The organism is Dyella sp. PARNA 12/25, assembly GCF_055702865.1.
Window position 1 is genome coordinate 603595 of record NZ_JBVQCI010000001.1, and the last position, 13180, is coordinate 616774.

A 13180-nucleotide genomic window follows, 5' to 3' on the forward strand; every position below is an offset into this window, starting at 1 on the left:
TGACCGTGTCGTACTTCGTCAGGCAAATACTATGAAGCGCTGGGCCACGACTTTCGTCGGTTTTTTTATGGTTGCACCGATAGCGTCTGCACCAGCAATGACTAGATCCTGCAACTTCACCCCGCTGACCATAACGGACAGCGCGGCGACCATCGGGAACTTGTCCGTTACATTGGGGGAAGTGGATAACCCTGATGACCCCAAGGCGTGGTTGGGGCCCGTAAGTATTTCTCTGCAGGGCCGACCGGTATGCGCGTCTAGTGCGTTCGTGCCCATCGTGGAGGAGCCCCTGTTAGTGGCGGGCAGGATGCTGTTTGTTCCTACCTATTCCGGTAGCCAACGGCGCGTTTACGCACTGGATATCAAAACTTGCAGAGTGCTTTGGAAGAGTCCGGTTTATGTCGCCGATCCCATTCTCCGGGACGATGTGCTGATGATTGGAGATCGCAGCATCCATCTGAATGAGTCGTGCGGCCCGGTCACATCGGCTGGGGGGAAGTAGTGGCCACCGGCCGGGGCCATCCTCTACAGGGCCTATAAAAAAGGGCCGGCAGTTAGCCGGCCCTTTTCTTTGGTGCTTACCTGTTCAAATCCTTCAGAAACTCCTTGGTGTACTGCAGTGGAGTCGTAGAAGGCACCGAGTTGCACGTTGATGACGCCGTCGTCTGGCTGCACGGATTGTCTCGGTCGAGCGACCAGAAGTGCAGGCCGGCCAGGCCGTTGGAGACGGCGTAGCTGGTGATGGTGTCGGTGTTGGCGATGCTGAAGTTCTCGTCGGACGCATCGTTTACGCCGATCATCGGGGTCAGCTCGATTTTGCTGGCTGGGATGCCATAGGTGTGTTGCAGGTTGGTCACCGCCTGGATGGCCGACTGACCCATGTCGCACTTGCCGTTCGACACCACGCAGACGGCGGCACCGGGGCTGCCGTAGTCCATCACCATCAGGTTGATGGTGTAGTTGGTGAGCGAAGAGGCTTTGACTGCCTTTACCACCATGTCGCCCAGACTGTTCACGCCGCCGTAGCTGCCGTCGGATGCACCCAGGGTGGCGACGGTGAAGGAGAAGCGCAGGTTGGGGTAAAGCGACTGGCCGTACACGGCGGCCGACACCAGGTTGTTGATGTCCGCTTGCGATTGGCCACCTTCAATGTCGAAATCCACCCCCACCATCTGCGGCGACATGTAGCGCGACAGGAAGGTGGCGAAGTTGGCCGTGCTGCCACACGTAAACGTTCCCGCCTGGCCGCCGGTGGAAACCACATAAGGCAGACTCGCGCTTGCCAGCGCGGAAATGTTGGCGCTGGCGAAGCTCGCGCCCGGCACGCCGCCCCAGTTTTCGCTGCCGCATTCGCCGGTGGCGAAGGCGAGGGTGATCGCACTGAGGTTGGTTACGTAGTTGGACTTGAGACTACCGCTGCCGACCACCGGAATCGACGAGCCCGTGGCGGCGGCCGTCTGCATGGTGTCGGTGTTCCAGTTCATGTTGACAGTGACGTCCTTGTACGGGCTAAACAGCAAGTTGGCGCCCGTGCCCGGCGGGTTCGCTGTACCGCCGCCGCCCGTGCCACCACCGCCGGTACCACCACCCGTGCCGCCGCCGGAGGAGCCGCCGGTGCAGGAGCCTTGCGAGGTCCAGGGCTGCGCGGAGCCGGTGGGGCCGTTGTTGGTCGCCGGATCGTTACCCTGCGTCCACCAGTTGGCGACGTAGTTGATGCCGTTTTCGCTGGCGGTCTGTCCGCCGGTGTAGACCTGGGTGGCGGCCCATGCCGTGGCGCAGGTGCCGCCGGAACCGCTGCCGCCCGTTCCGCCTCCGCCCGTGCTACCGCCGCCGCTGGAGCCCGACCCACTGCATGCGCCCTGGGATGTCCATGGCTGGCCGGTGCCGCTGCCACCGTTGCTGGTGGCGGGGTCGTTACCCTGCGTCCACCAGTTGGCGACGTAGTTGGTGCCGTTCTCGCTGACCACGGCGCCGCCGTTGTAGGCGGTGCTGGCGCTCCACGCCGCAGCGCAGGTGGCCTGCGCGTGTGCGGCCTGCACCGGGGCAAGCGTCATCAAGCTCATGGCCATCGCGCCACCGGCGCTTGCGCCAATGGCATGGAGTGCCGTGCGAAACCAAACAACCGACTTCTTCAAGCGCATGGAAGGTCTCCTGGTTGTGTTGCTCACTAGGGCGGAAGGTGTCCCTGGCGACTGGCCGTGATCCGGTTGGCGATGGGCGTCCCCGTGCTTCCTGCGTGCCGCGGCGTGCCTGGGCGGCGGCAATGTCTGTGCGTGTCCCCATATGACAACGTTGTCCGCAAACTGCAACGCAAACTGTGATGTCCGTTGTGCATCGAAGGGCCTGATCACTCTCAGTCGTTGTAGGCCAAAAATACGGCCAACTTGCGCATTATTGTGCAACGCGGCGATGCGACGGATGGAGTGTTGCGTTGCCAACGTCTGCTGTCGTGTTGCTCTGCAAAAAGATTGTTTCAGACGTCTGGACGTCCACGTTTCGCTGACAGAGACTTTAGTGACAACGTTGTCCTTTGATGCGACGGCGCACGGCGGGGCAGCCGGGCAGGATGCTCGGCGAGGTCGCGGGATCTACCGGCCGGCGCGAGGGGGCGTCGGTTTTCATGAAGCCATTCACAGGAGGTAGCGCATGGCATCGCGCTACGAGCAGCAACGCGGATATGTGCGCGCTGAACCCTAGTTTGGCCGGTGTGGTCAAACTAGGGGATTTCGAAGGCAAGGTCTGGCCAGAGGACGATTTGCCTTGACGGGCGAAAGCAGGGATTCCCTAGCCCGGCAGGCTGACCACCGGTACGAACCCGCCGAAGATCATGCGCTTGCCATCGAAGGGCATAGGGCTGGCGGCGTCCATGCGCGGATCTTTCATGACTTTCTCCATGCCGGCATCGCGGGTGGCCTTGTCGGGCCACTCGATCCAGGAGAACACCACGGATTCGTCCTGCGTCGCCTGCACGGCGCGGCGGAAATCGGTGTGCTTGCCGTCAGGCACGTCGTCACCCCAGCACTCCACCACTCGGATGGCGCCAAACTCCATGAAAATGGTGTCGAAGGTACGGGCGTACCCGATGAATAGCTCGCGGTTGGCAGTGGGTACGGCGATCACGAAACCATCGATGTAGGACATGGCTGTTTCCTCAGCGGAACGGGCGGCCGACATGGCCGCCATTATGGATGCGACGAACGAGCATGTGGGGGTTCGACACAGCACCCACCTTCTGCCCGTCGACGCAAGAAAGCGATTGACGGATGCTTCGTCAGCTGAGGTTGTACGCCCGGTCAAAGAAAAAGGGCTCCGCATGCGGAGCCCTTTCTGTGTACGACAGCGTAAACGCGATTACGCCACGTTCGGTTCGCTGAAGGCTTCGATCTCGCCCTTGAACGCTTCCACCGGCACGCAGCTGCAGAACACGTTCTTGTCGCCGTAGACGTTGTCGACGCGGGCCACCGGCGACCAGTACTTCTGGAACTTCAGGCTGGGCAGCGGGAAGGCGGCCAGTTCGCGGGGGTAGGCATGCTTCCACTCGGAAGCCGACACCATCACCGCGGTGTGCGGCGCGTGCTTGAGCGGGTTGTCTTCGCGATCCAGCTTGCCTTCGTCCACGGCGCGAATTTCGTCGCGGATCTGGATCATGGCGTCGATGAAGCGGTCCAGCTCGTACTGCGATTCGCTTTCGGTCGGCTCGACCATCAGCGTGCCGGCGACTGGGAAGCTCAGTGTCGGTGCGTGGAAGCCGAAGTCGATAAGGCGCTTGGCGACGTCTTCCGCACCAATGCCGGTGGCGTCCTTCAGCGAGCGCAGGTCGAGGATGCACTCGTGCGCCACCAGGCCATTGCGACCGGTGTAGAGCGTCTCGTAGTGCGGCGCCAGGCGCTTGGCGATGTAGTTGGCGTTGAGCAGGGCCACCTGGGTGGCACGGCGCAGGCCGGCGTTGCCCATCATGGTGACGTACATCCAGCTGATCGGCAGGATGGAGGCGGAGCCGAAGCTGGCGGCCGAGACCATGCCCACCTCGCCTTCACCGCCGAACGTGCGCGGCAGGAACGGAGCGAGGTGCGATTTCACTGCGCACGGGCCCACGCCCGGGCCGCCGCCGCCGTGCGGGATGCAGAAGGTCTTGTGCAGGTTGAGGTGCGAGACGTCCGAACCCCACTTGCCCGGCTTGGCGACGCCGACCAGCGCGTTCATGTTGGCACCGTCGGTGTACACCTGGCCGCCGTGCTCATGCACGATTTCGCAGATCTTGACGATGTCTTCCTCGAACACGCCGTGCGTGGACGGGTAGGTGATCATCAGCGCGGCGAGGCGGTCGCTGAACTTCTCGGCCGCGCGCTGAATGTCGGCCACGTCCACGTTGCCGTTCGCGTCGCACTTGGTCACCACCACCTGCATGCCGCACATCTGCGCGGAAGCGGGGTTGGTGCCGTGGGCGGATTCCGGAATCAGGCAGATATCGCGATGACCCTGGCCGCGCGAGCGGTGGTAGGCGCGAATGGCCAGCAGGCCGGCATATTCGCCCTGTGCGCCGGAGTTCGGCTGCAGGCTGACGGCGTCATAGCCGGTGCATTCCACCAGCATGGCTTCCAGCTCGTCGATGAGCTGCTTGTAACCGGTGGCCTGGTCGGCCGGGGCCAGCGGGTGGATGTTGGCGAACTCGGGCCACGTCACCGGGATCATCTCGGCGGTGGCGTTGAGCTTCATGGTGCAGCTGCCGAGCGGGATCATGGTGCGATCCATCGCCAGGTCCTTGTCGGCGAGCGAACGCATGTAGCGCAGCAGCTCGTGCTCGCTGTGGTGCGTGTTGAAGGCCGGGTGGGTCAGGAACTTGGTCTTGCGCAGCAGCTGCGGCGGCAGGGCGTCGTGCGTGCTGGCATCAAGCGCATCGATGTCGGTGATGGAGGCGCCGAACACCGTGGCCAGCGCGATGACGTCAGCGCGCGTGGTGGTTTCATCGAGGCTGACGCCGACGCTGTTGGCGTCGATCGCGCGCAGGTTGATGCCGGCGGCACGTGCCTTGGCATGCAGTGCGGCTGCATCCACACCAGTGACGTGCAGCGTGTCGAAGAAATGGGTGTTGGCGGTGACGCCAGCCTGACGCAGTGCCACGAACAGGATCGAGGCGAGGCGATGCACGCGACGGGCGATGCGGGTGAGGCCTTCCGGACCGTGGTACACGGCGTACATGCTCGCCATCACGGCCAGCAGCACCTGCGCGGTACAGATGTTGGAGGTAGCCTTCTCACGGCGGATGTGCTGTTCGCGCGTTTGCAGCGTGAGGCGGTAGGCCGGCTTGCCTTCGGCGTCGATGGACACGCCGATCAGGCGACCCGGCATCGAGCGCTTGTAACTGTCGCGGCAGGCCATGAAGGCAGCGTGCGGGCCGCCGAAGCCGAACGGCACGCCGAAGCGCTGGGTGTTGCCCACCACGATGTCGGCACCCCATTCGCCCGGCGAGGCGATCAGGGTGAGGGCGAGCAGATCGGTGGCCACGCAGACCACGCCGTGGCGCGCGTGCACGGTCTCGGCGAGTGCCTTGTAGTCGTTGATCTGGCCAAAGGTGTTGGGGTACTGCAGCAGCACGCCGTAGCTGTCCACCTTGGTGGCTTCGCTGTCGTCGGCGATGTGCAGGTCGATGCCCATTGCCTCGGCGCGGGTCTTGAGCACTTCCAGCGTCTGCGGGTGCACGGCGCTGGAAACAAAGAAGGTGTTGGACTTGGATTTGGCCGAACGCTTGGCCAGCGTCATCGCTTCGGCGGCGGCGGTGCCTTCATCAAGCAGGGACGCGTTGGCGATCTCCATGCCGGTGAGGTCGGCGCACATGGTCTGGAAGTTGATCAGCGCTTCCATGCGGCCCTGCGAGATTTCCGCCTGGTACGGCGTATAGGCCGTGTACCACGCCGGGTTCTCCAGGATGTTGCGCAGGATGACGTTCGGCGTGTGCGTGCCGTAGTAGCCCTGGCCGATGAAGCTCTTGAGCACCTGGTTCTTGTCGGCGATGGCGCGAATCTTGGCGATGGCCTCGACCTCGGTGATCGGGGCGGGCAGCGCCAGCGGAGCCGGCGACTTGATCTTGCCCGGCACGATGGCGTCGGTCATCGCTTCCAGCGAGTCGTAGCCCAGCAGCGCCAGCATGGTGGCGATTTCTGCGTCGTTGGGGCCGATGTGACGCTCGATAAAGGCGTCGTGGTGCTCGAGGTCGCGCAGGGAAGGATTGGCGTTCTGACTCATGGCAGGGGGCGTCCGTAAGAAACGTGCAAGCCGCACGCGAAGCGCCCCTCTGTCCTTTTGCCTGAGAGTTTGGAAGCTGGGGGATAGTCCCTTCGCTTCGTGCCCCTTCGGCGCCGGATTCAACCGGTCTCTCCAGAGTGTTACCGCGGGTGATGGTCTGGGGCCTGAGCGATTACGGGCGTTGCGCCTTCGGCAGCGGTTCGCACCGCTTCTCCCACCACACGCTAAACGAGGATTATAGGGTGCCTTGGCCTCAATTGCCTCCCCGGCGGGCGAGGGCTTCAGTCTCGGTGCTGCCTATGTCTCAAACCTCGTAAGATGGCTAGAGCCTTTCACTGCTCGTCATTCCCGCGAAGGCGGGAATCCAGCGCCTTGAGGCCATCACGAAGACAAAGACGCTGGATCCCCGCCTTCGCGGGGATGACGAGCGGAGCGTCCTCGCCAAAATTCAGCACCGGAGCCTCCCCATGCCCAAGCCCCCTTTCAAATTGGCCCGTATCGACCACGTGGTACTGCGCGTGGCCGATGTCGCCGCCATGCAGCGCTTCTACTGTGACGTGCTGGGATGCCGGGAAGAGCGCCGCCAGGATGAGATCGGCCTGGTCCAACTGCGCGCCGGGGACTCCCTGATCGATCTGGTGGCGCTGGACAGCAAGCTCGGCCGCATGGGCGGTGCTGGCCCGGGCAGGGAGGGGCACAACATGGACCACTTGTGCCTGCAGGTGGAGGGCTACGACGAGGCTGCCATCAAGGCCCATCTGACCGCTCATGGCGTGCGCGTGGGCGAGGTTGGCTCGCGCTACGGCGCCAAGGGCGAAGGTCCGTCGATCTATCTGTACGACCCTCAGGGCAACATGATCGAGCTGAAAGGCCCGCCGCACGCCTGACGGTCAGCGGCCGTCTCTGCTCGCCGCCTTCACCCGGTGGTCGCAAAATCCTGCCTATAGTCCCCGACCGCTAGTCCGGGTTGCGCGGTTCCCGCGTAGCCGGAGGTGCCCCGTCCCTGGCAAGCCAACGTTCGGCGCCACGGGACCAGCGCTGTACCCGATGCCGCCCACGGTTCCAGTTCTCACGTTTGATCCCGACAGGAGAACGAGCATGGCGACATACATCACGCTGACGCACCTGACCGAGCAAGGCATGCGTGCGATCAAGGACACCACGAAGCGCGCAGAGGCACTGAACACGGTCGCCGGAAAATTTGGCGCCAAGGTCAAGGACGTGTACTGGACGTTTGGGCAGTACGACATCGTGACTGTGATCGAAGCACCCGACGAGTTATCGGCAACGGCTTTCGGCCTGACCATCAGCGCTGCGGGGAATACGCGCTCAGAAACGCTGCGTGCGTTCTCCGGTGAAGAGATGCAGACCGTGCTGGGCAAGATGGGGTAAACCGGTCGACTGGCGATGGACCAAACTCATGGTGATGGGTTTGGTTCACTCGCTTGGTGAGCCATGCGCGTTGCGTAAGCTGCTAGAACCGATAAATCACCCCAAGCCCGCCGCCATTGGTATTGAGCTTGATTTGGTTGCCGTCCTCGTGACTGCTCTCATCCTGTCCGTAGTAGCGGTGGAACAGGTAACCCGTGAGCTTCCAGTTGGGTGAAAGCGTGTACTCGAGGCCAAGCACGAGCTCCCAGTTGGTCTGTGCGGTGGATACCTCGCCGCCTTCGGTGCGAAAACTGTTGAACCAGGGCAGGCGTCCCCACGTGCCATCGGCAGTGAAGCGAAGCGAGTCGTTCAGGGGATAGCGCAGGTGCAGGCCGAAGATCGGTACGGGCAGCTCCTGCACGTAGAAATCTTCTTTCAGTTCATTACCTACGCTGTCAGCGGCGATGTTGCCCTTGACCACGAAGTTGAGCATCACATAGGTGGCGCCGATGCTCCCCCAAAGCTCCCCGTCGTGACCCACCATGGTCAGTCGATGCCAATAGGAGGCATCGAATGCGATGAAGTCGTTGAAGTGGGTAGCGGAGCCCAATGGCCCTGGCGCAATGGTGGTGCCGTTGAAGTACACCGGTACATCGGTGCTCGAGTGGCCGATCAGCTGGCTGGTCGAGAATCCAAGATGCAGCTCGCTGACCTCCGAAAAAGGCTTCCACGCCAGAAATCGGATGGTTTGCATGTTGTTGACGTTGAGGTCGCTGCCGAAGTGCAGTCGGGTGCCCTGGACGTTGTTCTCGCGCACTTGCACCCAGCCATTGGGGGAACTCAGTTCACCAGCAAGCGAGAGATGCCAGGACGTGTCGTTGTCGGCCACGGCAGGGGAGGCCAACAGCACCCCCGCTATCGGCAGCAGGGCCCACCTGCGCCGGGCACGTGAAGCATGCCGCATCGTCAATGGCGTGGACGCGTTCATGGCAAGCAGGGTGGCGACGCGCCACGTGCCGTCCTTGGCTACCGATACCGGTCGCCAAGCCTCAATCGTTCAGCTTACGCTCCAGATCTGATCTGGCAATGCGCGATGTGTGAAAGGCTGGCGAACCGGCGATGACAGCGGGCCCGCGCTAACTCAACCCTGCGGAACACCCGTCATATCAGGGAGATGATGCGCAATGCCCTTGTGGCAGTCGATGCAGGTTTTCTCGCCCGTGACCAGCCAACGTTTATGGATATCCGCCGCGCGAGTGGATTGCCGGGTCAGGTCCATCGACTGGTAGTTGTGGCAGTTGCGACATTCCAGCGAATCGTTGGCTTTCAGTCGCGCCCACTCGTGCTGCGCCAGTTCCAATCGGTGGTCGAGAAACTTCTCGCGATTATCAATGGTGCCAAACAGCTTGCCCCAGACCTCTTTGGAGGCCTGCATTTTGCGGGCGATCTTGTCGGTCCAATTGTGCGGCACATGGCAGTCGGGGCAGGTGGCTCGCACGCCGGAACGATTGGTGTAGTGGATGGTCGTTCTCAGCTCCTGAAACACGTTGTCATGCATCTCGTGACATCCGGTGCAGAACGCCTCGGTGTTGGTGGTTTCGAGGGCGGTATTGAATGCACCCCAAAACAGCACGCCGGCGATGAAGCCACCCAGCGTCAGGAAGCCCAGGCTGTAGTGGACGCTAGGCCGGCGTAGCGTGCGCCAGAAGCTGGCGCCCCAAGACTTGATCCGGGACCACATGATCAGTTCGCCTTCTGCTGTGACTGTTCGGACAGCACCGTGTCGATGTCCTTGAAGTTGTTGGCGACAAGGGGCTTGGCGTCGGTCTGCACCACGTGGCATTGGTTACAGAAGTAGCGCCGTGGCGAGATGGTGGCGAGGAACTGGTTGTCACGGTCCATGTAATGGGTGACGCTCACCGGCGGCGCCTGGAATTTGTCGGCATTGGCGCGCGCATGACATAGCAGGCAGCGATTGGAGTTCTTGTCGACCTGGTAGTTGTCGATGCTGTGGGGGATGGTGGGTGGCTGCATGGGATAGGCGCGGTTGCGCCGAATATCCGCGTTCTCGACACGTGCCAGCAGTGGTGGCGTGCCGTGCTGGTCGATGGGTACGCCACGACGGAACGGGTCGATCTGTTCGCCGCGGGGACGCTCTTCTGCTGTCGAGGCGACAGCCGGTGTTGGCGAGGTTGCGGCAGCCGCCGTCACAGCAGGCTGGGTCGAGGTTTCGCCGCCCGTCTTTCGGCCCAGTGCGAAGGCAATGACAGCCACAACCAGCACAACCAGTGCGCCGATGGCAATAAGCGGTTTGTCGCGCATAAGGAGATCCTCTTAAACCGCCACCACTTTGACGGCGCACTTCTTGTAATCGGTTTGCTTCGAGATCGGGTCGGTGGCGTCCAGCGTCACCTTGTTGATCAGCTGGCCTGCGTCAAACCAGGGCACGAACACCACACCGGTCGGCATGTGGTTGCGTCCGCGCGTTTCGATGCGAGAGCGCATTTCGCCGCGCCGCGACACCACCTTGACCTCATCGCCACGCTTGAGTCCGCGGGACTTCGCGTCGTCGGGATTCATGAACACCACGGCCTGCGGGAAGGAGCGGAAAAGCTCGGGCACACGCATCGTCATCGAACCGGAGTGCCAGTGCTCAAGCACACGGCCGGTGACCAGCCAAAGGTTGAATTCGGCATCCGGCATTTCCGGCGGGGGCTCATAGGGCAGCGCCCAGATCACCGCACGCCCGTCGGGGTTGCCATAGAACTGGAAGCCTGTGCCGGGCTTGACGAAGGGGTCGCTGCCTTCGCGATAGCGCCAGAGCGTCTCCTTGCCATCGACCACCGGCCAACGCAAACCGTGCGCCTGGTGGTAGGCATCGAAAGGTGCAAGATCGTGTCCATGGCCTCGGCCGAATTCGGCGTACTCCTCAAACAGGCCCTTCTGCACGTAGAAGCCGAAAGCTGCCGACTCGTGATTCTCGTAACCCGCTTCGATGTCGGAGACTGGGTAACGATCCACCTTGCCGTTCTTGAACAGCACGTCGAACAGCGTCTTGCCCTTGAACTGCGGGTTGGCGGCGAGAATCTCCGCCGGCCAGCACTCGTCAGTGGTGAAGCGCTTTGAAAACTCCATCAACTGCCAAAGGTCCGAGCGCGCTTCGCCCGGAGCCCTCACCAGCTGATGCCAGAACTGGGTGCGACGTTCGGCATTGCCATAGGCACCTTCCTTTTCCACCCACATGGCGGCAGGAAGAATGAGGTCAGCGGCCTGCGCTGTAACGGTGGGATAGGCATCCGATACGACGATGAAGTTCCGAGGGTCGCGATAGCCCGGATACGTTTCCTGCATCAGGTTCGCACCGGCCTGCATGTTGTTGTTGACCTGCACCCAGTACGCATTGAGCAGGCCGTCTTTCAATGCACGGTTCTGCTGCACCGCGTGGAAACCGGGCTTGGGCTGAATGATGCCCTCCGGAATCTTCCAGATTTCTTCTGCACGCTTGCGGTGCGCGGGGTTGGCCACCAGCATGTCAGCGGGCAGGCGATGGCTGAACGTGCCGACTTCACGCGCCGTTCCACAGGCGGAGGGCTGGCCAGTCAGCGAGAACGGGCTGTTGCCGGGCGTGGAGATCTTGCCCGTGAGCAAGTGCAGGTTGTAGACCATGTTGTTGGCCCACACACCGCGCGTGTGCTGGTTGAAGCCCATAGTCCAGAACGACGTGACCTTGGTCTTCGGGTCGGCATAGAGCTCGGCCAATTGCTCCAGCCAGCCTTTCTCCACGCCGGTCATCTCCACCGCTTTTTCAAGGGTGTAGGGCGCGACAAAGGCAGCGAATTGTTCGAAGTCGATGACTTCGCTGGCGTTGGGATCCTTCGCGTTCTTCGCTTTCAGTTCGAGCGGGTTGTCAGGCCTCAGGCCGTAGCCGATGTCGGTGACGCCACGCTTGAACGAGGTGTGCTGATTGACGAAGTCCTTGTTGACGCGCCCCGTCTTGATGATGTGGTTGGCGATGTAATTGAGGATGACCAGATCCGTTTGCGGCGTGAAGATAATCGGGATGTCCGCCAGCTCGAAGCTGCGATGCTCGAAGGTGGACAGCACCGCCACCTTGACGTGCGGATTGGACAAGCGGCGATCCGTTACGCGCGTCCACAGAATGGGATGCATCTCGGCCATGTTCGAGCCCCACAGCACGAACGCATCGGCAGCTTCGATGTCGTCGTAGCAGCCCATCGGCTCATCCATGCCGAAGGTGCGCATAAAGCCCATCACGGCCGAGGCCATGCAATGGCGTGCATTGGGGTCAAGATGGTTGGTGCGGAAGCCCGCCTTGAACAGCTTGTTGGCGGCGTAACCCTCCCAAACAGTCCACTGGCCCGAACCGAACATGCCGACGGCCCCAGGGCCCTTCTCCTTGAGCACGCGCTTGAATTGGGCGGCCATCACATCGAAGGCTTCGTCCCACGACACCGGGGTGAACTCGCCATCCTTGGCGTACGCACCATCCTTCTTGCGCAGCAAAGGCTGCGTCAGACGATCGGTGCCGTACATGATCTTGGAAAGGAAATAGCCCTTGACGCAATTGATGCCGCGGTTGACCTCGGAGAGTTGGTCACCATGCGTGGCCACCACGCGGCCGTTCTTGACCGCTACGTTCACGCCACAACCGGTACCGCAGAAGCGGCAGGGCGCCTTGCTCCACTTGAGCTGGGTGAGATCGCCTTCGAGCAGCACATTGGTAGCCGCAGCGGGAAGAGCGATGCCCGCGACGTTGGCGGCGACAGCCACCGCCGTATTGCGGATGAACTCGCGTCGCGTCATGGTCATACGTCAGTCCCTCGCGAAGATGCCTGGAGTACCGCCACCGCATCGAGGTCGGCGTTGGACTCCACATGGTGATAAATGAGCGATACGTTGATGATGCCGGGCAGCGCTTCCATGGCATCGATGAGGTCGACGATCTTGCGCTGATGGTCGGTTTCGCAAAGCAACACGCAGCGACATTCGCCGGTAGCGGCGATGGCAAGTGCAGGATGTGATTCCACGAATGTGCGCAGTGCGGGCATGGCATCCTGACGATGCATCACGACCAGGCTGGAAATGTGCTCTTCACCATTCATCGTGCTAGCTCCATTCGAGGCTGGAACGCGAACGCGTGGCATGCGAAGCAGTTAGTGCCCATGGTCAGTGTCCCGGCGGGCCGCTGATGAACATCTGCCAGAACCACACGACGAAGCCGTAGGAGGCCACGATCATGACGGCGAGCACGGGGAACAGAACGACGGTGAGCAACAGAAAGGCCGTTCGCTCCTGTCGCTTAAGGTTTGTTGCAGGCGTCGTTTCCATGTACACCCCCATGAAGCGAGAAGGTTGTATCCAGACTCATACAGCGCAAGCATGCACTGCATAGGACGCCGAAATCTGACCTAGGTCAGCTAGGCTGTCGTTCGCAGAAAACCCCTGCGCTTCTGCGGTCACGAGTCGCAGAGGTACATGGTTGAGTGTAGCCAGCGCCTTTGGCTTATGCGGTGAAGTCCGTGTGAATTTAACTATCAAAGAAGGA

Annotated in this window: 11 protein-coding genes and 1 riboswitch; of the genes, 2 read left to right on the forward strand and 9 right to left on the reverse strand. The window is 62.0% G+C overall.

Translation table 11 applies throughout. The features are described from left to right. Positions 1–578: 578 nt before the first annotated feature. The 3 genes from AC0GUR_RS02790 to gcvP form a co-directional block, all read right to left on the reverse strand. Positions 579–2141, reverse strand: coding sequence for a carbohydrate-binding protein (locus AC0GUR_RS02790; RefSeq protein ID WP_472875943.1), 1563 nt, complete (start codon positions 2139–2141; stop codon positions 579–581). Between the two features lie 643 nt (positions 2142–2784). After that, the gene (locus AC0GUR_RS02795; RefSeq protein ID WP_472875944.1) at positions 2785–3141 is read right to left on the reverse strand and encodes a DUF1428 domain-containing protein; all 357 of its coding nucleotides are present in this window, start codon (positions 3139–3141) and stop codon (positions 2785–2787) included. 210 nt (positions 3142–3351) lie between these two features. Continuing rightward, the gene (gcvP, locus tag AC0GUR_RS02800) at positions 3352–6243 is read right to left on the reverse strand and encodes an aminomethyl-transferring glycine dehydrogenase (protein WP_472875945.1); all 2892 of its coding nucleotides are present in this window, start codon (positions 6241–6243) and stop codon (positions 3352–3354) included. A 39-nt stretch (positions 6244–6282) separates the two neighbouring features. Next, a riboswitch (glycine riboswitch) is annotated at positions 6283–6389 on the reverse strand. A 321-nt stretch (positions 6390–6710) separates the two neighbouring features. On the opposite strand from gcvP, the gene AC0GUR_RS02805 reads away from it, so the two are divergent. Next, a complete protein-coding gene (locus tag AC0GUR_RS02805) occupies positions 6711–7130 on the forward strand; it encodes a VOC family protein (protein ID WP_472875946.1) in 420 nt (139 codons plus the stop codon). Between the two features lie 211 nt (positions 7131–7341). After that, entirely contained in the window at positions 7342–7635 is a 294-nt protein-coding gene (locus AC0GUR_RS02810) for a GYD domain-containing protein (protein ID WP_472875947.1), read from the forward strand. Positions 7636–7717: 82 nt separating this feature from the next. Here the strand turns inward: AC0GUR_RS02810 and AC0GUR_RS02815 are convergent, their stop codons facing one another. The 6 genes from AC0GUR_RS02815 to napE all read right to left on the reverse strand — a co-directional run bounded on the left by AC0GUR_RS02815 (position 7718) and on the right by napE (position 12963). Further along, positions 7718–8518 carry a hypothetical protein gene (locus tag AC0GUR_RS02815; RefSeq protein ID WP_472875948.1) on the reverse strand — a complete coding sequence of 267 codons (801 nt, stop codon included), beginning with the start codon at positions 8516–8518 and terminating at the stop codon, positions 7718–7720. A gap of 237 nt (positions 8519–8755) precedes the next feature. Beyond that, complete coding sequence (locus tag AC0GUR_RS02820; RefSeq protein WP_472875949.1) at positions 8756–9355, reverse strand: cytochrome c3 family protein; 600 nt, start codon at positions 9353–9355, stop codon at positions 8756–8758. 2 nt (positions 9356–9357) lie between these two features. Further along, on the reverse strand, positions 9358–9936 hold the full coding sequence (locus tag AC0GUR_RS02825) for a nitrate reductase cytochrome c-type subunit (RefSeq protein WP_472875950.1): 579 nt from the start codon (positions 9934–9936) through the stop codon (positions 9358–9360). A gap of 12 nt (positions 9937–9948) precedes the next feature. Beyond that, positions 9949–12444, reverse strand: coding sequence for a periplasmic nitrate reductase subunit alpha (gene napA, locus AC0GUR_RS02830; RefSeq protein WP_472875951.1), 2496 nt, complete (start codon positions 12442–12444; stop codon positions 9949–9951). After that, positions 12441–12737 (reverse strand): chaperone NapD, encoded by a 297-nt coding sequence (locus AC0GUR_RS02835; RefSeq protein WP_472875952.1) that lies wholly within the window; start codon positions 12735–12737, stop codon positions 12441–12443. The genes napA and AC0GUR_RS02835 overlap by 4 nt, the downstream gene beginning before the upstream one ends. Positions 12738–12801: 64 nt before the next feature. Beyond that, the gene (gene napE, locus AC0GUR_RS02840; protein ID WP_472875953.1) at positions 12802–12963 is read right to left on the reverse strand and encodes a periplasmic nitrate reductase, NapE protein; all 162 of its coding nucleotides are present in this window, start codon (positions 12961–12963) and stop codon (positions 12802–12804) included. Positions 12964–13180: the final 217 nt, after the last annotated feature.